The 22,884-nt window shown below is 42.0% G+C and carries 15 protein-coding genes and 1 other RNA gene; 5 read left to right on the top strand and 11 right to left on the bottom strand.

The genetic code is table 11. The features are described 5' to 3' along the window. Window positions 1-6 precede the first annotated feature (6 nt). Window positions 7-990, top strand: coding sequence for an AAA family ATPase (locus J4N22_RS10710; RefSeq protein ID WP_207494103.1), 984 nt, complete (start codon window positions 7-9; stop codon window positions 988-990). 85 nt (window positions 991-1,075) lie between these two features. Continuing rightward, window positions 1,076-3,073 carry a hypothetical protein gene (locus J4N22_RS10715; protein WP_207494105.1) on the top strand — a complete coding sequence of 666 codons (1,998 nt, stop codon included), beginning with the start codon at window positions 1,076-1,078 and terminating at the stop codon, window positions 3,071-3,073. Between the two features lie 75 nt (window positions 3,074-3,148). Here J4N22_RS10715 and J4N22_RS10720 read toward each other — a convergent pair whose 3' ends face one another. From J4N22_RS10720 to J4N22_RS10735, 4 genes are all read right to left on the bottom strand, one after another. Then, on the bottom strand, window positions 3,149-3,982 hold the full coding sequence (locus tag J4N22_RS10720; protein ID WP_207494107.1) for an MBL fold metallo-hydrolase: 834 nt from the start codon (window positions 3,980-3,982) through the stop codon (window positions 3,149-3,151). A 141-nt stretch (window positions 3,983-4,123) separates the two neighbouring features. Then, the gene (locus tag J4N22_RS10725; protein WP_207494109.1) at window positions 4,124-4,711 is read right to left on the bottom strand and encodes an HU domain-containing protein; all 588 of its coding nucleotides are present in this window, start codon (window positions 4,709-4,711) and stop codon (window positions 4,124-4,126) included. Then, window positions 4,711-6,363 carry a hypothetical protein gene (locus tag J4N22_RS10730; protein ID WP_207494111.1) on the bottom strand — a complete coding sequence of 551 codons (1,653 nt, stop codon included), beginning with the start codon at window positions 6,361-6,363 and terminating at the stop codon, window positions 4,711-4,713. The genes J4N22_RS10725 and J4N22_RS10730 overlap by 1 nt, the downstream gene beginning before the upstream one ends. 11 nt (window positions 6,364-6,374) lie before the next feature. Next, the gene (locus J4N22_RS10735) at window positions 6,375-9,416 is read right to left on the bottom strand and encodes a tetratricopeptide repeat protein (protein ID WP_242692126.1); all 3,042 of its coding nucleotides are present in this window, start codon (window positions 9,414-9,416) and stop codon (window positions 6,375-6,377) included. 322 nt (window positions 9,417-9,738) lie between these two features. Between J4N22_RS10735 and J4N22_RS10740 the strand changes: the two genes are divergently transcribed. The 3 genes from J4N22_RS10740 (at window position 9,739) to J4N22_RS10750 (ending at window position 11,815) form a co-directional block, all read left to right on the top strand. After that, window positions 9,739-10,278 carry a GNAT family N-acetyltransferase gene (locus J4N22_RS10740; protein ID WP_207494113.1) on the top strand — a complete coding sequence of 180 codons (540 nt, stop codon included), beginning with the start codon at window positions 9,739-9,741 and terminating at the stop codon, window positions 10,276-10,278. A 72-nt stretch (window positions 10,279-10,350) separates the two neighbouring features. Next, entirely contained in the window at window positions 10,351-11,028 is a 678-nt protein-coding gene (locus J4N22_RS10745) for a hypothetical protein (RefSeq protein ID WP_207494115.1), read from the top strand. 64 nt (window positions 11,029-11,092) lie between these two features. Then, a complete protein-coding gene (locus J4N22_RS10750; protein ID WP_207494117.1) occupies window positions 11,093-11,815 on the top strand; it encodes a pyridoxine 5'-phosphate synthase in 723 nt (240 codons plus the stop codon). A gap of 118 nt (window positions 11,816-11,933) precedes the next feature. Here J4N22_RS10750 and rnpB read toward each other — a convergent pair. From rnpB to J4N22_RS10785, 7 genes are all read right to left on the bottom strand, one after another. Continuing rightward, an RNA gene (rnpB, locus tag J4N22_RS10755) (RNase P RNA component class A) lies at window positions 11,934-12,302 on the bottom strand. A gap of 98 nt (window positions 12,303-12,400) precedes the next feature. Next, window positions 12,401-13,429, bottom strand: a complete 1,029-nt coding sequence (locus tag J4N22_RS10760) for a Smr/MutS family protein (RefSeq protein WP_207494119.1) — start codon at window positions 13,427-13,429, stop codon at window positions 12,401-12,403. A 59-nt stretch (window positions 13,430-13,488) separates the two neighbouring features. Continuing rightward, a complete protein-coding gene (locus tag J4N22_RS10765) occupies window positions 13,489-14,121 on the bottom strand; it encodes an HD domain-containing protein (RefSeq protein ID WP_207494121.1) in 633 nt (210 codons plus the stop codon). A gap of 20 nt (window positions 14,122-14,141) precedes the next feature. Continuing rightward, window positions 14,142-15,827 carry an amino acid permease gene (locus J4N22_RS10770; RefSeq protein ID WP_207494123.1) on the bottom strand — a complete coding sequence of 562 codons (1,686 nt, stop codon included), beginning with the start codon at window positions 15,825-15,827 and terminating at the stop codon, window positions 14,142-14,144. Window positions 15,828-15,956: 129 nt separating this feature from the next. Further along, entirely contained in the window at window positions 15,957-20,927 is a 4,971-nt protein-coding gene (locus J4N22_RS10775; RefSeq protein WP_207494125.1) for a beta strand repeat-containing protein, read from the bottom strand. Window positions 20,928-21,057: 130 nt separating this feature from the next. Then, window positions 21,058-22,023 carry a polyprenyl synthetase family protein gene (locus J4N22_RS10780; protein ID WP_207494127.1) on the bottom strand — a complete coding sequence of 322 codons (966 nt, stop codon included), beginning with the start codon at window positions 22,021-22,023 and terminating at the stop codon, window positions 21,058-21,060. Between the two features lie 101 nt (window positions 22,024-22,124). Next, window positions 22,125-22,880 carry a TerC family protein gene (locus J4N22_RS10785; protein WP_207494129.1) on the bottom strand — a complete coding sequence of 252 codons (756 nt, stop codon included), beginning with the start codon at window positions 22,878-22,880 and terminating at the stop codon, window positions 22,125-22,127. Between the last annotated feature and the right edge of the window lie 4 nt (window positions 22,881-22,884).

Raw genomic sequence — 22,884 nt, forward strand, 5'->3', positions numbered from 1 at the left:
CAGCACATGGAGCAAACCATACAGGTAGAACAAGCCATTGAAAATATACAGCGACTGGTAGAAAATATAGAGAAAGTAATTCGTGGAAAAAGAAACCAGATACAGTTCATACTAACTGCACTACTTGCCAAAGGCCATATACTGATGGAAGACAATCCAGGTACAGGTAAAACAGTGATGGCAAAAACATTGGCTCAAAGTATAGCAGGTCGTACGCATGATGGAGGTGTCAATTTCAAACGTATACAATTCACGCCCGACCTTTTGCCAATGGATCTTATTGGTTCGCACATTTTTGATGATGTACAAAAGGAATTCATCTTTAAGCGTGGTCCATTATTCTGTAATGTGCTACTGGCTGATGAGATCAACCGTGCTTCACCTAAAGTGCAGTCAGCACTACTGGAGTGTATGGCCGAGCACCAGATCACGATTGGTGAAACTACCTATCCATTAGAGAAAATGTTCTTCACCATTGCTACGCAAAACCCGGTAGAAATGGAAGGCACTTATCCCCTGCCTGCTGCACAACTCGATCGCTTTTTTATAAAAATTGTTTTCGGTTATGTAGATGAAGAAACGGAGTTGGACATCTATAACAACTACCTGGGTATAGCTAATAACCTGGAGCATATTGAGCAAGTGCTTTCTATGGAAGAGATACTGTTTCTACAAGAGGAAGCGGAAAAAGTACATGTACATGAAGAGATTGTAAAAGCGGTTAGAAACATTGTGTGGGATACACGCCGTCACAACGATATCCTGCTGGGTGCATCTACGCGTAGCGGTATTACTTTCCTGAAATGTCTGAAAGCATTCGCGTTGGTAAATGGAAGAACGTTTGTAACAGAAGATGACTTACAGATTATTACGCCACCAGTATTGGATCACCGCCTTATCTATAGAAACCGTGATGCAAAACAAAAAGCACTGGCAAGCATCCTGGATAAGGAAATGAGCAGGTTGGGCAAACTAAGATTAGATAAGTAGTAAGTAATAAGTAGTAAGAAAAATCAAAAGTCTAAAAAGGTCGTTGATGATGAATAGCGGATCAATATATACATACCGGTTCTCAATGAAAGCAGCAGCCTGTTTTATATTATTGATTTTCGAATTTTCACTTTGCATGGCGCAGCCTGGTAGCGCTGCACGCTACGAAATAGATGCAAAGCGACAAGGTGTTATGCCTACCGATAAAGACGCTTTGCCACGTAGCCGTGAATTTATCAGGCTTGACAGTACCTACTATGTTGGTCACATGTATGAAGGCATGTACAAAGCCGAACGCAGCAGCGATTATATAGGTTTCAGAAATGCCATTCCTGCGCTCAGGAAGTCGTTCATGCTCTTCCAGCGGGACTATAGCAAGAACATGCGCAACATGTTCACTACGCCAGAGAACTACATGGCGTCAATCAACCAGTACATTGATTTTTTACAAATCAGCAATAGCCTGAAGGAATGCTACGACAACCTGGAAATGGCAGACAGCGTAATGTGGGTGCTGGACCAGGTAGATAAGTATAATTTTCCCAAAGAACATTTTGCTGTTACAACCAGTAAGGCATGGACCTACCATCGCAACCGCTTCTATACGTCTGATAAGTTTGCTTTTTTAAAAAACACGGTAGAGGATAATGAGAAGATGGCGTTTGGTTATTGCTACCTCGCTTTGGCAAGGATAGAAAAGAACCGTCCTCAAAATGATGTATGGTTTGGGCCCGGGCAGGCAGAAAGTGACAAGATGAGCGTGTACCATTACCTGGCACTTCTTCATGCGTATAATAAGAACTACGACAGCAGTACATACTACTATGAACGAATGGTAGACGGTGGCAGCGTATCGTGGAATAACTACGGCAACATGAAGCACGAGGTAGGCGAACTATCAACTGCTTATGAATTCATCAATCGCGATAAGTATAAGATGTATGAAAAGATGCTGCGTGAGCCATACTATTACTTACCAATGTTAGATGTGTATGCTGGTCGTACCAAAGAAGCAATGTCGGCAAGTAAAGAGGCAATAGAATTTGCCGGCTCTACGCCAGGCTTTGGTTGGTATAATATTGCCCTTAGCCGCAGCTACCTGTACGATGGCCAATTAGATAGTGCTGAATATGCACTTACAAAAGCTGCCGATTTCAAAGAAATTCATATAGGCACTACACTCACACAAACGCAATACGATTTTACAGTAAACCTGCTAAGGCTGCAACTAATAGATAAAAAAATGGCTAAGGAGAAGTTCAACAACAAAGGTTGGTGGTACTCTCCTGCAGCGCTGTATAAAGTAGCTTCGCTAAAGGTGGAAATGATGATGATACAGTATGTGCTCATCAATCAACTGGCGGCAAACCCTGAACGTGAACGGACTGTTTATGATCTTTTCTGCAGCGAATCTACCACCACTTGGGATGAAGCATATTATCTTATCAAAGACTTTAGCCCTAACTTCTTTATTCGCAAGTACACTAACTACCAGGACAATGATCCTCGTACGCAACTGACCCGTTATTTCACTTTATTTAAGCACCAGTTGCAGTGGGCTAAAGGCAGCGAGGATAAGGCATTTGAAGGTTATAAAAAATTAGCTAATGAAGTGCTGGTGGATACCACTTTTGAAAAGCTGTTTTTAGGACGATTGTATGAAGGCATGTACAAAGCACATAAAGATGAAGGCAATGATAAAGAGGTAGAATTTTATGCCAACACTCTATACGAAACCTACCCACAGCTAATGCCTTTCAACAATGTAAAAGTAAAAATGAAGCTGAACATAGCTGGTTTGGAAGATGAGAATACTAAGGAGGTAGTGAAAGAACTAAAGAAGGCAAGAGTGGATTGGGTGAATGATGCAGATGGTAATACGGCCATTGCTACCGTTAACTTCATCAAAAAAGGTGACCGATACGAAGCAACCGTAAATACAGTTGGTGGCAGTAACAAACCTGTGGTGGTAGAAGAAAAAATGATCTTCAAAGATAAAGCCGGTGCTGGAAAGGAATTAGCGCTTCGATTGTTTGGTAAAAGCGGCGCGATGATCTATGAAACAAGAGACGCCGGCAATTAAAGATTAGGTTGAATGTTGCAGAATATACTATAGCTGCTTTTGAAAATCCGCAACATTCTTCACTTACTGTCCTACTTATGCAAAAGCCAAAGCAAGCTGTGAAGAAGCAGCTGCTTTACGAATAACACTGGCAGCTTGTTTGCCTGCAGATATTTCATATACAGCACTCTCTTCATAACGAGAGGCAACAACCACATTTACATCTCCACAATTTTTGCTGAAAAGCTCATGCACCAGCTTAGGGCAGTTATTGTTTTTAGACAAGTGCGACAACAACAGGTGGCTCATAAATGCAGGCCTGTGATTGTGAAACAACTGCAGTGCCTGCGCATTGCTCAAATGTCCATTACCACCTTTTATCCGCCGCTTCAGATGGTAAGGATAATTCCCCTGGTCCAGCATAGCATCATCATAATTAGCTTCAAGGAAAGCAGCATTACACAGCTGGAAATGTTTTACTACATGACTGCAAGGAAAACCAATATCTGTAAAAACGCCTACAACCACGTTACCACAGGAAACAGTGAAACTGGTTGGATCGCATGCATCGTGTAGCTTAGGAAAAGGCATGATACAAAGTTCACCGATAGCTATAGGCTGGTTGGGTTTGAATTCAAAAACTTGTTCGGCCGAAATTTCTACCCCACATGATCGGTAGGTGTTGGCAGTGATATAAACCGGTAGCCGGAATTTTTTAGCAAGTACAGCCAACCCACGAATATGGTCTGTGTGCTCATGCGAAATAAAAATGGCTTTGATCTTGTTGATGTTCAAACCAAGCCTCGCCATACGTTTCTCCACCTCTTTACAGGAAATCCCAACATCTACCAGTATGGCCTCGTTATGGTTGCCAATGTAGTAGCAGTTGCCGTTACTTCCTGAATTGATAGATGATATAAACAAGGACATGAGAACAAAGAAAGCTGGATTAGGTGGCTATTACAAAAGCTTTTTTCTGCCAATCATAACTCTTTCACTTCAAGAAAAGTAGCAGTGGAAATATTAGACTCCTGCTTCTAAAGTTTCAAAAGAGCTTCTCACTATTGAAGGCTACAACCTGATATTCCCGTTGATGTAGAAATAATATGCAATGGCCGCAATAGCAATAACACCAATGATCAACGCCCAGATCCACCACATGCCTTTAGCCTTTGTCTCCTCAGCTGCTTCCAGCTTAGCCTGCATTTCTGTACTGGAAGTATGGGTATTTCCAACAAGCAGTGCATGCTCTTCGCTCGGTCTTACCGTTGGCTCTAATGGAACAGGTGGAAAATATTTTCGCAGCAATTCATCCTGCTGAAAGCTAAGCCTGCCTTCCTCGTTCTTCCTGATAACACCAATACCCGGCAATTCAGTTATGGAAAACTTCTTTACATGCTGTTGAAACCGGTAAGAGAAATCCTGGAAAGAACGAATTGCCTCAACCTCATTTATTCCACGTTCCTTGCTTAAGAAATCATAGAACTGCTTATCAGCTTTTACTGGCTCTTCACGAAACGAAATGGTAAATACAGGTGGCTGGTATACCTTGTTGATGAAATCCTGGCGCGCAGCGGTTCGCTCTTTGAAAAATCTACCTACGCCAGGAATACAAACCTGCTCATGCAGCATTAAATATTTATACAACAAAGGATACATTACTTACCTATTTGGGAGAACGAATATACAACACCTCCCATCACGTTGAAACCAAGTACTTCATATTGGTTCCAGCGCTGGTAGCGGTTGTTCAGCAAATTGTTGAACTGTATCCAAAGATTAAGCTTAGGCATTACTTTGAACTCAACACCTGCATTCAGGTCAACAGCTGGATTTAGTTTTACAGTCTCGTTGTTCTTTGTTCTAAATCTTGCGCCATCCCAAAAGAAGAAATCACTTTTTACATGTACATCTTTTAGTACCTGCCAGCGTAGTGCGCCGGTAAGCTCCAGTGGAATTAAACCCCATGCTCTTTCGTTATCACTCAATCCACTAAACTGGTTTATGGTTGTACCAGCCAACAAGCTAAATTTTTCCTGCACCGTATAGCCTACCTCACCATGTATACGAAGTGCTTTCATAGACGACTCATACAATGGCATGAACGTCTTGCCATCCATGGTATCATTTACATACAATACTGCATTGGAAAATGACAGCGTAGAGATACGTCCGTTGTAAGTAAAATGGCTGCCGGCCGATCCTTTAAATCCTGCATATTGTTCGCGGATACGTGTATTACGCAGTTCATGTGGCTGGTGGATAAATGGATTAACACGCGTCAGTGTGCGATAATCATTCTTCTCAAAATATCCAACCCATCCTGCCTGCAATACAAAGCGCTCATCTTTCAGTTTTGCTTCTGCGGTAAAGTTTGGCAACAGGCTAAACACCTGGTTGTCCCATGCCGGTGTAAAACCAAGGTTCAATCGTAGGTTAGGCGTTTTCAACAGCACCGATGGTGTTAAGAAATACAAGTTGTTCTTAATGGTTTCTCCACTGCCTGTTTTATAAGTTGTGATGTCGGCAGTAAGACCAAGGTTAAAACCAAATGCTCTACCGAAAGTTTTGGTTACTGGTGCATTCAACCTAAAGTTGGTTTCATTGCCTTTCTTGTTATCAGTAAACAGGTTAATGTTCAGCGAAGGATCATAAGTGATACCATATTCATTGGCCACTTTATTTCTAAAACCAACCACACCGCTTAATGTAGTGAAACGTTGCCTTAACTGGTCCTTTCCATAGGGTAATGTATCCGGTTGAAAACCGTACAGGTACTGCGTCCTGTTATCGAAACCAACCTTGCCGCGCCACTCGTTGTTGCCTTGCATATTGAACACTCCAAGAAAATCAACATTGGAATGACTGTACTGCTGAAAAGGAATGTTTCCTTTTTGCGAAATATGCCTTGCATGTACATTCATTGCTGATGACTTTCCATCACCAAATGAAATTCCTGCCTGTGCAAAGGGTGTACGAAAATTGCCAAAACCTGCTTTTACATAGCTCTCATTATTCCATTCCACAGCCGTATCTATAGATAAAGCCAATGGCTTCAGCAATGCCGGCTGGTAAGTGAAAAATAGATTTTGTGCAGGTACATTATACGTAAGTGCAGTACGTGCAGTATCAACCGGCGGAGTAGATGCACTGAAGTTGATCTTTGCCGCAGGTTTTATTTCCGGCTTATAAGCCGATGTTATAACCACTGTTTTTTTGGTGGTATCAAAAGATTGGGTAGTTCTTCTTTGTGCGGTTGCGGTAAGGGCAAAGGCAGAAAGTATGGCTATCGAAAAAACTTGTTTCATCATTGGTTGCGGCATTACTGTTGAACTTTGCTGTTACGGTTCTTTTCATCTATTACTGCATCAAGCTTTACTTGTGCTTCCTCTTTCAGCTCTGGTATGGTAGCATTCTCAGCTACACTTTTCAGTGTTGCTTCAGAGTTAAAGAAGTCACCCTGCTTCCAATAAATATCACCAAGCAGTATGTAAGCTTTTGTTGTCCAATATTCGTATGAACCTGCTTTATTGATCACTTCAAAAGCGGCCTTTTCGGCGGCAGAAAGATTGTTTTGCGTATAAAGTATAGCGGCAAGTTGGTAACGTGCTTCGGCAGCAAATTCAGATTTACCCAAATTAACTACGGTACGAAAAGTAGCCGTTGCTTCTGATAGCTGGTTGTTGAGATGCTGGTTTTTGGCTATCACCATATTGGCCATCATTCTATCGTCTGTTGCAATACCTTTTTGTGTTAGCAGGTCTTGTGCATTGGGCACTGCTTCTTTCCACCTATTGAGCCTGTACTGCGAACGAAGCAGGCCGCGCATACTTTCGAGCCTGATAGCTGGATCAGTTGCCAGTTCTTTTAGTTGTGTGAAGTATTGTTCAGCCAATACATAATTCTTTATCTCGAAGAAGTTTAAACGAGCTGCCTGCAGTACCGCCCTTTCAGCATATTTATTAGGCGCTTTTGATGCTACATACGTGTAGCCGATCAGGGCGTTCTCGTACTCCTTGCGACTGTTGTAAATATCTGCTATCACATAATTGGCATCAATTGCATAGCGGCCATTTGGAAAACGATTGAGGTAATCTTTTAGTCCTGTAAGTGCATTTGTCATATCCCTGTTTTGGTAGCGGATATTAGCAGATGCATAGGTAAGAGAATCCTCTTCACTAAAGCTGATGTTCTTACCGTTTTGGCGCATGAAGTTTACAAACTCTGCAGGCTTTTGTTGATCAACAAAAATGTTGCGAACATATTCCACTGCAGCATCACTTTCTGCAGAATTAGGATAGGTAGATATCAGCGTTTGGAAGTTGGTAAGCGCGTCCTGGTTATTCTCCAGGTTGAAGTGAGCCACACCTAATTTCAGGTAACCCTGCGGATGCAATGAAGCAGCATTACGATTACGAACCAGTTTTGTAAGTGGAGCAATAGCTGCACGGTAATTTTCATCAGCCAGGTAGGTATTAGCTACTTCTAAATTCGCATCAGGTATTAAAGCGGATGAAGGAAAACGCTGCTCCAAAGCCTGTAGCTGGTTTATCTTTTCAGTACTCCTGTTAGAAGCACCTGCTATAATAGCACGCTGGTATAAAGCATAATCAGCAGAAGGCATATTGTTGTTCAATACAACATCATACATGCTTGCTGCCTGCGAATAATTTCGGTTCATAAATTGTGCATCGGCGCTACGCAAAAATGCATCTTGCTCCACTGCTGTAGATGCTGGTGTAATTGATCTTGTTACCTGCTCAAAGAAACCTAATGCTTGCCTGTACTGCTCCTTTTTGAAATAAGCATGTCCCAGGTTATAACGTGCATTGGTTACATTCACTTCACCATTGGTAGCAGGATTTTTCAAGTAGTTATTGAAGAACTCTATAGCAGCATCAGGATTGTTCTGCCTCAATGCTATCTCTCCTTTCCAGAAATATACATATGGTAGTTGTGCATTATTATAAGGTTGTGCAATCAGCTCATTTAGCATAGCATCAGCCTGGTTCATTTGCTGATCGTTCACCAGCTCCACGGCACGGCCATACAATATTTTTGGGTAAACCCGCTTCACTGTTTCACTCTTACCTTTCAGGCTTTCGTATAGTGTAAGTGCATCTTTATAATTATTGGTATTCGCCAGCACACTCACCAATAATTCCTTTGCCTCTGGTATATACGTAGAATTAGGATACTCGTTGATGAAGCTTTGCAATTCGTTCAATGCTATATCCTGGAAACCTAGTTCGAAAGAAAGTTTAGCATAATGAAACCTTGCAATCTGCCTTTGCGATGCATTGCTATTATTGGCCGCAGAAAATAAGAACGCATTTCTTGCATTGGCCTTTTGCCCTGTTTTTAAATATGCATCTGCCAACAGGTACATACTATTTTGCGCCAGCGAATCTTCTTTGCCACCTAGCTCTTTGAAACCAGCTATAGCCTTCGTGTATTGCTTGGTTTCGTACTGCGTATAAGCCAGTTCGTACAGGTCTTCACGTCGTACCTTATCTGCTTTATCTACATACTCTTCCAGGTAAGGAAGCGCCTTCGTGTAGTTCTTCTTTTCAAAATAAGCATGACCTACCAGCTGCTTCAATTGCGTATCATAGTATTGTCCGCCAGCAGCCAGTTTCGCTTCACCATATTCGATGGCTTTATCTTTTTGACCACTGAAGTATAAGATCTCAGTGATGTAGTAAGGAACTATATTAGCATAGGTCGGTTCATTCTCTACTTTGCGAAACGACTCGAGTGCTACATTATATTGTTTATCGTAGAAGGATATAAAACCGAAATAATAATTCGCATCTAAGTAATTAGGATCTGTTGGTATCTGGCGAATAGCATCAAACAATGGCTTAGCTTCTGAAAAACGCTGCAAGGTGAAATAACCATAAGCCTGGTGAAATTTCATTTCGGCTATCTGGCGGTTATTCAGGTTGTCGATGCCTGCTTTTTCGTAATAATTCAATGCTTCTACAAACTGCTGGTTCCTGTAGTAGTACTCGCCCAGGTGGTAGCTCAGCATTTGTATACGTGGCGTATTATGCTCCAGGTCTATAAATTCACGCGCTGCCACTTCCGATGCAGACTCGTTCAGCATAAGACCACATACCAGCGAGTAATACCTTGACTCAACCTGTACACTAATAGGCAGTTTACTATTGGGTGAAGCAAGCAATGAGATGTTTTTGAATAGCGGGTAAGCCAGGCTGAATTGTTCTTTCTGAAAGAATTCTTTGGCTAATTTAAAATCTGCGTCAGGATCTATATTGGCTTGCGTGGCTTGAGAAAAAGAAGTTGATTGTATACCAACAACCAAGGCTGCTGTATACAATGATTTTTTGAATGATATCATAATGCCAGTGTGTCGGTGAATATTTTTGAATATTACAACTGTCTGTCTTAACAAAAAGTAAAAGTATTAAATGAAGAGAACCACCCTTGTTAAACAAAGCTCATTCCAACAGTATGTGGATAAAGAGGAAACATGAGGAAAATTGCTCACAGCCATAGACAACCTCTTGTGGAACTACAAATACAATAGAGATATTTCTTTATACATAAAGCTGTTGTTTCTGTGGCTGCATTATTGTTCAACATCATTTAGAGCAGCCTGTGCTATTACTGAAATTTTATAGCAAGGATTACTCTTTATTTGCAACTTATAAAACCAGCAGATGATAAAGCTTGAATATTTCACTAAAGAAGATTTTCAACAACTAATAGATTGGATAGATAATGAAGACCTGTTAGCTAATTGGGCTGGCTCTTTATTTAGTTTCCCGCTTACGCACCATAGCCTGGAGTGGTACCTTGATAAAACTAATGATCCGCAAACTTCGGATGCGATGGTTTATAAAGCAGTCTCCACCGATACAGGAAAAGCAGTTGGACATATTTCATTGGGATCTATAAGCAGGAAAAACAGCTCGGCACGCATCACCCGTGTACTTATAGGCGATGATAGTTTTAAAGGCAAAGGTCTATGTTGTAAAATGGTAACGGCCATTTTGAAAATTGCATTTAAACAACTGCAGCTACATAAAGTATCACTAGGTGTTTATGATTTTAATAAAAAGGCACTGGGCTGTTATACCAAGTGCGGTTTTGTTACAGAAGGTGTGATGCGCGATGTGCTTAAAACAGATGATGGTTATTGGAGCCTGGTGGAGATGAGCATACTGGAAGATGAATGGAGAGCGCTTCATCCAAAATGATAAGATGCTTGCGATGTAGAAAGGGAAAAATGTAAATTTGCTGAACCCCATTTTTAACCCAAATCTACCTGCATGTTCCTCGGACATTTTGCCGTTGCCTTTGCTGCAAAAAAGATGCATCCTAAAACATCTTTGCCTGTTTATTTTGTTGCCGCCCAGTTTCTTGACTTGCTGTGGCCGTCCTTTTTGATGATGGGCGTAGAGCATGTTCATTTAGCTACAGACCCATCTGCACCCATTCCTCTTTTGTTTTCGCACTACCCCTACTCGCATAGTTTGGCTATGGTATTAGGCTGGGCCATACTGTTTGCTGCATTGTATAAATACTTTACAAAAGATAGTACCGGCGCAGCTCTTGGAGGAGTTTTAGTTATTAGTCACTGGCTGCTTGATTTGGTTGTTCACCTTGCTGATCTTCCGCTTTGGCCAGGAGATTCTATGATGTTAGGATTAGGATTATGGCAGTGGCCAATCGTAACGCTCACTATTGAAATTCTGTTCTTTGTTATAGCTGTTGCTTTGTATTTAACGTCAACCGACGCGGCTAAAACGAAAGGCAAATTCCGCATACTTAGCTTAATCACTTTCTTGGTGATCATACACCTGCTGAACATATTTGGACCTGCACCTACAGATACCAATGCAGTAGCATGGGATGCACAAACTCAATGGTTATTGATACTGTGGGCGTGGTGGGCAGATAAGAAAAGAACAAATGAAAACCTTGAAGCCAGGACGGGATTAGCCTAACATCAACAGTAGTCTCTTTAGATTGATCAATTACCCTAAACATTTTCGCACCTACCTTTGCAGCATGACAAAACTCAGTGTAAACATCAACAAGTTTGCGACCATTAGAAACAGTCGTGGAGGTAATAATCCGGATGTATTAAAAGCTGCCCTGGATGCGGAACGATTTGGTGCTGATGGTGTGACGGTGCATCCGCGACCTGATGAAAGACACATCCGTTATGCAGATGTTCGTGCTATAAAACCTGCTCTGAAAACAGAGTTCAACATAGAAGGCAATCCTACAGAACAGAAGTTTGTAGATCTTGTTTTGGAAGTAAAGCCGCACCAGGTAACACTTGTTCCTGATGCTGAAGGACAACTAACATCTGATCATGGATGGGATACCGTAAAGCATAAGGATTACCTGGTAGAATTGGTTTCCATTTTCAAGAATGCAGGCATCCGCACTTCCATATTTGTTGACCCTGTAGAAGCAATGATAGAAGGCGCTGCCAAAACCGGGACAGAAAGAATAGAACTGTACACGGAAGGATATGCAAAACAGTTCATTGAAAATAAAGAAGCTGCAATAGAACCTTATGTAAAGGCTGCGGAGCTTGCAAATAAATTAGGATTAGGCATCAACGCAGGTCACGACCTAGACCTGGATAATCTTCAATATTTTTCTGATAACATACCCGGGCTACTGGAAGTATCTATTGGCCATGCACTTATTTGCGATGCCTTATACCTTGGGTATGAGAATGCTATACAGTTGTATAAGAGATGCTTAACAAAGGGGTAAGTACGAGGTACGAACCTAGAAGTACATAATTAAAGTAGATGTACGAAGTACGAGGTAAGAAATCGTACTTCCAATTTAGTACTTCCAACTTTACTACCTGCCGATATAAACACAAAAAGAAAGCTACCAACTCATAAGCCGGATTTTGTTCCAACACTATCATTTATCTGCTCCAGCTATTACTAGCAGGATGTATCTGCCTACCCTGGATCGCGTTGTGGCAAGCCACAAACGAGAACGAGCAGCTCTCAATCGATCCTATACATGGCATTTCAGCACCCAAGGTTTACCCGCCACTGCAGTTACCTGCAGCAACCGTGAGCTCTTACCTCACGTTTTCACCCTCATCCTACCGAAGTAAGACAGTTATTTTCTGTGGCACTATCTCTTACCGCCGAAGCAGGTAGCCGGCTATTCACCGGTAGGTTGCTCTGTGCTGTCCGGACTTTCCTCCCTGCTTACGCAAGGCGATAGTTCGGTTGGTAGCTTTATTTTAAAGAACTGTTTCAAAGTCAATGGTAAGTGGTCAGAGATCAGTAGGTCATTGGAACTAATCTCTAGTCTCTAATCACTACTCACTAAAACTCAATACTGGAAAAATATCTCCGTAGCGCCGTATCCAAACCTTGCATCGTATTGGTTAACGAAGGTCTTTACATCCTTCTTGGTCTTCAGTATATCGTGTATCTCTTCCTTCAGCTTTCCTTTTCCCACACCATGAATAACGATGAATGAAGGAAGACGATGAGCCACGGCAAGATCATACCATTTTTCAAACTCCTTCAACTGCAGTGTTATGATCTCAAAATTAGAAAGGTGCTTCCAGCTATCTACAAATTTTTCTATATGCAGGTCTACTACACTGCGTGCTGGCTCCAGGTGTTGCTTTACTTTCTTAGCATCGTAAATTTTGAAACCTGCAGCCTGCAAACGATTCAGATCTAAACCAGAATCCTCGTAAGCTTTATCAGGGTAACGATCCAGCAACTTATGCGTAAGTGATGGCAGGTTCTTTTCTTTCAGCTCCTCAATCTTTTTGAACAACTGCTTCGGCTTTATCTTATAATGCGCCTCTACAAATTCAGCCTTGTATCTACTTGGCTGAAGCAGCGAAAATTCAAAATCAAATGAAGGATTATCATTCAAACTTTCGAAGCTGATATCGTGCAGGTAAAAATCTTTGAAACCTTGAATTTCGCTGGTGATTTCAAAATCTACATGGCCACCAGCAAAAGTGTACTTGTAATTGAAATCATATCCTTCTTCGGTCCGGTTGATCAGGTAGACCTTGAATATATCCACTACATCATCGCCAAAAATATCAGTATCAAATTTTGGAAAAAGAGCCACCCAAATGCCATCTTCCACTTTCACTTCATCGCGACGTTTTTCCTTTTGCACCTGGTCTACATACACCTTTGGCTTCTTCTGTTCAGGAAAAAGTTTTTTCTGTGTAAACCGCTTGAAATAAGGAAAATCTATCTGGTCCATGTAAGCAGGGAACTTCACTCCCTTCACCTCTATGAGCACCATTTTGTCGTTAATGATCTCTATCACCTTCCCCTCATCATTACTGTGCACCACTATAATTTCGTCGCCAACCTGGTACTTCATTCTCTGGTAAAAATTAATGCGCGAAGGTACAGAATAAGCTGATGGTGGTCTTAATGAAATCAGGCGAATTCAGCAAGTTCATTGTTAATGTTTTCTCTTGCCTGTTGCTCGTATAGTTCCCTGAACGCGTTGGTATAATACAGGTGATCTTTCTTCAATAACTGCAGCATTGCCTGCTTTCTTCCCTCTTTATAAACATGTGTACGGTATTGCAAATACTCCTGCCTGATGTCTTTCCTATATTGTTCGTATGCAAATTCTGACGAACCTAAAACAGCAAGATCAAAATCCAGGAAGAAGGCTAAGTCATTTTTATTAACCACTTCCTCTGGAATAACATGATCCTTGGTTGCAAGAATAAATGCCTCCACTTCTGAAATAAATGAACGCTTCAGGTTGATAGCTTTCAGATGCCTCCTCGCCTTTTCAGCACTTTGCTCTTCATTATCCCTGCGCTCGGTGTTATAAATGATATCGTGGTACACAATGGCAAAGCCTACCACTACAGGATTTTGCAGCGCAGCAATATGCTCATCGCACAATTGCAGCATTTGTTCAATATGATCAAGATTATGAAAATGCCTACCCGGTGCTGTATAAGCAGATTTTATTTCGTGCAGTAATGTATTCTTAAGTTCAGTATCTGGATTGAAAGCAGTCAGTTGCTGCCACTTTTGATCGATCAATGTCATAGCCTCCTGTTCCTCAAAAACTATTCCGCAAGCTTACTCCTGCGCCTTCCATAAATGAAATAAATAACCAGCCCCACACCCATCCATACAAAGAACCAGAACCAGCTATCTGCCGGAATTTCAATCATTAAATATGCACAACAAAGTGCACCTACCACTGGAATGAAAGAAAGGTTTTTTAAGAAAGAGAATAAAGCAGAAATGTACAATACTGCCATAAATACAAGGAACAACACCTCCTGGTAGCTCTCACTGCCAATGTTGGCAACTGCATCATTGATGCGCTGCCACGAAAGAAAAGTGAAACCAATAACCATCAGCGGTATGATGATCTTTCCATTGATGTAAGGCAGCTGAAATTTACCCGGTCCCTTCATGATACGTGGCAATAGCAGTACACCTGCACATACCAGTACAAAAGCGAATAAAGTTCCTATACTGGTCAGGTCGGTAACGATGCTGCTGGGAATAAAGAGTGCGGGGATGGCTACTAAAAAACCGGTGACAATAGTTGCAAACGCAGGTGTTTGATACCGCGGATGAACATTTGAAAATTTCTTTGGCAACAGGCCATCGCGACTCATGCTCATCCATATGCGCGGCTGGCCAAGCTGGAACACCAACAGAACACTGGTAGTAGCAACCACTGCACTAACGGAGATCATATAGCTGATCCATGGCATATTCAAACGTTCAAATACATAAGCCAGCGGGTCATCTACTTTTAGTTCAGAATAGTTTACCATACCTGTAAGCACCAGCGCTATCAGGATATAAAGAACAGTACATATCAACAACGAATAGATCATTCCTCGCGGCAGATCGCGCTGTGGGTTTTTACATTCTTCCGCAGTTGTACTAATAGCATCAAAGCCTATATAAGCATAAAATACGGCTGACACACCAGCCAATACGCCACCAAAGCCATTAGGAAGAAACGGCTGCCAATTGTCCAGGTCAACAAAGAAGCCGCCGACAATAATGATAAAGATGATAACCGCGATCTTGAAGACCACCATGAAGTTGGTGCTCTTCTTACTTTCTTTTATACCGATATAAGCAAGAATGGTTACCAGTACTACAATAATGAAGGCCGGAAGATTTACGATAAAACGGTAACCGCCAATCAAAGGAGCTGTTGTCCACGCTTCATAACCCTGGCGTAAGGGTTTGGTAAGCGAAGCAACATTTTCACCTGCAGTAAGAGAAGTAGCAGCTTCAGTAAAAGCTTCTTTAGCAGTGGTGGCATTTGTGGCCAGCCAAGCCGGCAGGTTGATATTGAAAGCTTCCAATAAATTATTGAAGTAGCCGCTCCAGCTAATGGCCACTACTATATTTCCTATAGCGTATTCCAGTATCAGCGCCCACCCAATGATCCATGCTATTAATTCGCCAAACGAAACATATGCATATGTATAAGCGCTACCGGCAATGGGAACCCTACTGGCAAATTCTGCATAACAAAGCGCACTGAAACCGCAGGTGACAGCGGTAATAATGAATAAGAAAGCAATACCAGGACCTCCACTAAATGCTGCAGAACCAATAGTAGAAAATATACCCGCACCTACTACGGCCGCAATACCCATAAAAGTAAGATCCCTCACTCCCAATACCTTCCGCAATCCTGAGCTGTGACCATCTGCTGCACCGGCTTCGGCATCCGCTACTATTTTATCAATCGATTTCTTCCGCAATACGCTCATGAATACAGTTAATTTTTGAGGCGTCAAAATATGAAATAATTCTGAAGCAGCCGGTAAGACTGCTGCAGCTGCTTGTATCTATTAAAAAAGCCGCTCATAAAGAGCGGCCTTCTATAGCAAAGTTTGTGATTATTGTTTTACAAATCGGATGGTTTTCTTGTAGCCATCTGTTGTTGTACCGGTCAGGTGGTAGATACCAGCTGCTAGTGTGCTCACATCTACAGGAAGCAATGCAGAACCAGAAGGCACCTGCTTCACAGCCTGCTGAACAGTTCTTCCATTCACATCTGTGATGCTTAGTGTAAGTGCTGTATTACGTGCTGCCGTTACATTCAGGTAAGTGGTGCTACCTGCTACCAAAGATGGATTCAATCCTACTATTTCAAATCCGGCATGTTTGTTCAACAGTGCAATGGTAATTGAATAAGTAGCTCTTCCATCTGCATCTGTCATCTTCAACCTGTAGTAGTTAGTTCCTTCTAAAGGACGGCTATCGGTGAAGTTGAAAGGATTAGCACAATCAGCCAATGTAGCGCGGATAGTACCAATGCTGGTAAAGTTGCGACTGTCTGAACTTCTTTCAATGCTAAACACGGTGTTAGAAGTGCAGGTCACCTTCCATGTAAGCTGGTGCTCGTTCATTTGACGCACACCACGGAAATAGTTGACGATAACCGGAAGAGTAACGTTTGCTTCATCTGCACCCATGTAAGGTGATGTAGCGTTACGAGGGTCTCCGTCAAAGTCAACCGGAACAGCAGCTATAGGTGTTCCCGCCAGGTTTACATCACCAACAGAAGACCCTGCCAGGTGTAGATCAGCAATGTTGATGTTAGCGAATGTAACTGGTACTGACTTTGAATTTGCATCTTGACCTGATACTGATTTCCAGCCATCAAAATCATAACCAGTAGCGTTCCAAAATCCTATAGTAGTAGGATTGCTGCTATACAGGTTGTTGTAGTTGGATTGCCAGTTTGTAGCTGCTTCTGTGCCTTGGTTACCTATAGCAAAATGATTAGCTCCTCCGCCTGTACGCATGTTCACAAAAATATTGTTATACAAAGTATCCGCTTGCAGCTGAGAGGTAGTGGTGTTATTTCCTCTTAAGAAAGCAAAAGAGCTATTAGAACCTGTAGCGTTACCGCCTACATATACAGAATTATGCAAAACATACATTGGCGAATAATTCGTCAGCTCGCCACCGGCTACAAGTATACCAGTGAACTGAACATCATTGATTTCTCCTTCACCAACGGAGATCATATTGTTCGTCAACAAACCAGACAAGAACCGAGCATAAATACCTGCCGCAACTGGTGGCTGGTTGGCAGTGGTACCTGTAGACTTGTTGCGGATGTTATAAACCACATTTTGTGTTACAGAACCTCCCATATTAGTTACTACAATGCCAGCTGCAATATTAGTTGTAGTCAGCGCCGTTGTATTTTCTATTGAAATGTTGAATATAGTATTGCCTTTAATACTTGCTGACTGAAAACCGGTTGGAAAATAGTGTATACCAACAGCTGCCTGGTTTCCGGCGGTGTAACTGACAGCAGCGCCGCTAGATGAAAGATCATGTACCTGGTTATTCTCAATTACAGAATTTGCCAATGACCCTGTATAACTAATGCCTCGTGTACGGGCAGTTGTTCCAGTGTTTGTTGATGTTATGTTAGCTATTCTGTTATTGGTCACAGTTGCTAAACCATTCGTGATATTAATTCCAGTTACCACTACGTTTCCAGAGTTTGTCCAGGTTCCAGCAGCATCAAAACCACTACCACCTATTACATTATTACTAATAACAACACCTGTACTAGTGGTAGATGCCAACAGTATACCATTTTGTGTTGATGATGAGGTGATGGTATTGTACATGTTATTTCCTGTAATGATCCAGTTAGGACCATTACCGGTTGCACTAATACTAACACCTGCCGAGGTGAAATCAACCATGGTATTATTCGTGATGCTGTTATCACGATTTGGTGCAGCAGCTGTACCTGAAGAATAGACAGAAACCGAATGTGCGTTGGCAACGTCTGTTCTTCCTCTGAAAAAATTATCAGTTATTGTATTGAAAGAATTTCCTACTGAATCGGCAGAAGACGACGTATGAAAATAGATCAAACCAGTAGTAGCGGATGTCGCCTGACTCTCGAGGTTAAGATTCCGGATTACGTTGAAGTTAGCACCGTCCACCAATCTTATGACGGATCCAATAGAGGCCGTAGTACGAGTATTACGAAGCGTCCACTCATTTGTACTGCCGGTTCCCCCTGGTCTGCCGTCTAATAAATATCTATCTCCACCAGTAAAGTTTATGAGGCCAATCGTTAAGCTGGAGGCAGGGTCACCTGCTGTTACCCTATTGGTAACACCTGTTGCAGGACGAATGGTAACTGTCCAATTAGGATTTGTTGATTGGAACTCATTGAAATTTATAGGAAAGGTTTCCCCTGTTGTACCGTCATAGGTGTTGGTCAACTCAAACACCACATTACCCGTTATTTCTACTGTTCTGGAATTTATAGCAGTCGCTATTGCAGTAATGTTGGCATAAGTTTCTCCCACACCCACAAGGTATGAGCCGCTAAGTGCAGGAATGATCTCAAAAGTTGCCGGCGCTGCAGGTGGAGTTGTTCCAGGAGGATTAACACCGGAGCCGCCTGAAGGAGAGGTGGAACCATTTCCAGCTTGATCCTGCGCTGCTACATAATATTCTATTGTTGTGCCCGCAGATACGCCACCAATGGCTGCAAAATCAAACGTGAACGTGTATGTATTACCAGATACAGTAGGATTAGCATCAAAATAATATGTAGCTGTGCCTGCCTTACGGTAATAAAGACGCGGACCATTCGCACCAGATTGCACACCACTTGGGTCTGTAATAGTTACTGTCAATGCTCTGGAGGACGTAGTAGAAGTGTTACCCAACTGAGTATAAGTGATGGCAGGTCCGGTAAGATCAACACCAATTCCATCAAATTCATCAGCACCTATATCAGGCGAGGTTGTGCTGCGGGTTTGTCCATCAAAATCGTCTGTTACACCTGCTAATGGAATGCCACCACTTTCTATTTGCGTTGGCTGTGTAGGATCGATATGAAGAAACAGCGGTGAACTTCCAGAAGTGCTTAGGAATTTCCCAGAAACATCCTCTGTCTTACTATTACCTTCTGCTTGTGGGAAGCGGGCTTTGTAATCAGCCAGTGTCTGGTCCACATTTGTTCCATCATAATAGATCACATTGTTAGCAGATGGTGTACCAGCATAATACAGGTTGTTATTAGCATCGCCGAAATTGGTAGTAGTGGTGGATGATCTGCGTAAAACAGAAGCCACGCCAGTACCGTTTGGAGTAGAAACATTCACCACCAGGTTATTAAACATATTGAGAGTGGCAGTGGTTGCTGTTGTACTGGTAGTATGAAAAATGCCGGATGTATAGAAGTTAGTTCCGCTGGAGGTAGCATCTAGGTAAATTGTATTGTGCCATAGGTTCACTGAACTATTTGCTGAAACAGTAAGGCTGCTAATTCCCCGGATAGCGTCAGCACTGGTAGAACTGGAACTCGGAGTCTTCAGTTCCCCTATCAAATTGTTGTAGATGTTTGTTGTGATACTTCCAGTAGCAATTTGTATCCCGTTCACTACTCCAGAAGCATGGTCGCTGGTAATGTTGTAGATCTTGTTTTTGAAAATGTTGATCAGGTTTTGCGATCCTACAGTGATACCGCCAACAATGCCTGTCGAACCCATACCTGTTAAGGAATGGATGGTGTTACCTGAAATACTAAACTGCGTTGTAGCCGAAGAGTTGTTCCATCCTATACCAAACAAGACCGCTGAAGCAGAGGTAGAAGTCCTGGTAATGTTTTGTATTGTATTGTTATTGATGAAAGTATTTACCGGATTGCTGATATTATACATGCCGTATACAGCACCACTACTTGCAAAGGTGCTGTTGCCAATTGTATTGTTCGAGATATTCAGGTTCTGCGGATAATTCGAAGTTGCATATATGAAGTAAGTAACACCGGTGGCACCTCCTCTTGTAAAGTTGGTTATAGTATTGTTACGTACATTCTGGGTATTAGTTGTACCTGTAGTTGTTCCGGCGTTTAGGTAAATTCCAGTTAACTGGCCAGTAGTTCCTATGTTTAGTTGAATGGTGTTGAAATCAAAATCTACATTAGCATTAGCAGACGTACCTAAAAAGATCCCGTACAAATTTGAAGTAGTTCCGTCTCCACCAGTTATGCTATTGTAGTTGGCCTTCAAATTATTTTGCTGAATAGCGTAGATGCCATAAGCTGTTACACTACCTCCTGCAAAGTCACTGATGATATTACCACTATCCTGCTTGCCCACTTCAATGTTCTGGTCATAAAAATTATATGGACTTGAAGTATGTGCAAAACCCCTAACCTGAACCCCGTGGTACACATTGCTGATGTTGTTCTTAAAGATCTTTATATTTTCTGCTCTTCCGCCTTCACTAGTTACTGTTACAGTAGCAGTACCTGAGATATTGGAGACGAAGACACCGCACGACTGTGTATTAGCCTTCTGCAGCGTGATGTTGCAGTTGCGTATATTCACGTTCTTAGATGCGTCAGTTGCAGAAGCTTTTGTAATGTAATAACCATAATCTAAAGCCCCCGGGTTTGCTGTCGTTCCGTTTGCCTGTAAGTCTATTGCATCAAAAGTTATCCAGTCGCCGCCATTTATCTGAACCAGGCCATCGCCATGACCACCAAAGGTGGGTGAAAGCGTTCCGTCTGAGGCCTGGATTATTTTAGGATTTGCACCGGCTCCCGCTTTCCTGAAAATAATTTGATTAGCGGCAGTCCCGGTTGCGTTCAGCACCGGTGGATTTTCTGTAAAAGTTCTGTCTGCAATTACATCAAATGTTACACCTCCAGGTCCGACACCAGAAGTGTTGAGAGCGTTGAAGGCGTCAGTAAAACTGTTGTAATTGTTGCCCGTGGTAGGCAGTGTGTTGTCGATGGTCATTGTTCCTGTTAGTTGCGCCTGCAACGACCAGAAAATAAGAACACCTACAAGTGTTAAGTAGAGTTTTCTCATAAGTATGTTGTTGTTTGGAGAGATAGTTGGACAGGGAAAGTACATCAAAAGTCGGTTTCTCCCGCTATAGCAAAAAAATTTAAGGTGGACTACAATCGGAATGAGCTGTAGATCTTTACTCTTACCTACTTTAATATTCTCTTTTTACCAGGTACTCTGCCAGCTCAGTCATTGGCTGTTTTCGTTTAGATACAACAGCTATATTCTCTATATCATCAAAAGCTTGCTGAACATATTTCTGTTGCAGGCTCTTCGCCCATTCATCTACACCGCAGTTTCTAAAAATTTCAAGCACCTTCTCTACCTTACCTTCTCCATTTGATTGAAGCAGTTGATCGAGCTCTTCACGTTGAGTAGTTGAACAGGTTTCCAGTGCTTTTATCATCAGGAATGTTTTCTTATTAGCTACAATATCTCCACCTACCTGTTTACCAACTTTTGCCGGATCACCAAATGCATCCAGGTAATCATCTTGTATCTGGAATGCAAGGCCGAGGTTAAGACCGAAGTTGTAAAGATGTTCAGCATTACCCTCACCTGCCCCGCCGAGTATGGCGCCCATCTTCAGGCTCGCCGCAATCAGCACAGAAGTCTTCAGACCGATCATGTGAATGTATTCATCAAGTGCTACTCCATCCTGCTTTTCAAAATCCATATCCAGTTGCTGGCCTTCGCAAACTTCACGTGCTGTTTTATTGAACAAATGAAGTATACGCTTTAGTTGAGGAGATTTTACATTGTGCAGGTGTTCATAAGCCTGTATAAGCATCACATCACCAGATAATATCGCGGTACTGTCACCGTATTTTGTATGTACAGTTTCCATTCCACGACGCAAGGGTGCTTTGTCCATCAAATCATCGTGGATGAGTGTAAAGTTGTGAAACAACTCAATAGCAGTGGCTACTTCAAAAGCATCTGGAATGATTGCATCAAACAGTTCATTACCCATCAGGCACATCACCGGGCGAATACGCTTACCACCCATTCCAAGGAAATACTCACATGGTTCGTATAAAGACTGAGGGTTCTGAGGAAAATGACGTGTATCAAAAAAATGGTTGAACTGCTTAGATAACTCCTGGAATGACTGCATAATATTTACTTGCTGCGCAAATATAAAGGCTACCTCTTTCTTTCAATCCAAAAACAAAAAGGAGCTGGACCCAGCTCCTTTTTCTAATAATGATTTATAAACTAAACGATTTCCTTTCTCGCCTCTTTCGCCTCTCCGGGAAAATAATGTTCATGAATTTGAACAGGCTCTGGTGCTTTGTGCATTTTCATTTGCAGGAAGTTCACCAGCAAAGAAAAAGCCATTGAGAAATAGATGTAACCTTTAGGAATATGTACTTCCAGTCCTTCTGCTATAAGTGATACGCCTATTAATAGCAAGAAGCTCAACGCAAGCATTTTGAACGCAGGATGCTGGTTTACAAACTTGCTGATAGGCTCGGCTGCAAACAGCATGATACCTACAGATACAACAACAGCCACATACATTACCCATAGTTCTTTCACCATTCCTACGGCAGTGATAATAGAGTCTACAGAGAAAACGATGTCAAGTAATAGTATCTGGAAAATAACACCTTTAAATGTTACTGCTTTTACCTTTTTGGAAGTATCACCCGTTTCACCTTCCATCTTGTGATGAATTTCCGTCGAGCTTTTATAGATGAGGAAAAGCCCTCCCAATATCAGGATTAGATCCTTGCCGCTGATCTCGTTATCAAATACCGTAAATAGATTACCCTGGAGCTGAAGTATAAGTGCAATGAGACCCAGCAAAGCCAGCCGCATAAACATGGCCAGTATCAGTCCAAGCCTGCGAGCCCTTTTCTGCTGGTGTGCAGGCAATCTTGATGCTACTATAGAGATAAATATTACATTATCTAAACCGAGAACAACTTCTAGAAGTATAAGGGTAATTAAACCCGCCAACCATTCCATTTCT

Source organism: Aridibaculum aurantiacum (assembly GCF_017355875.1).
GTDB classification, from domain to species: Bacteria; Bacteroidota; Bacteroidia; order Chitinophagales; family Chitinophagaceae; genus Segetibacter; species Segetibacter aurantiacus.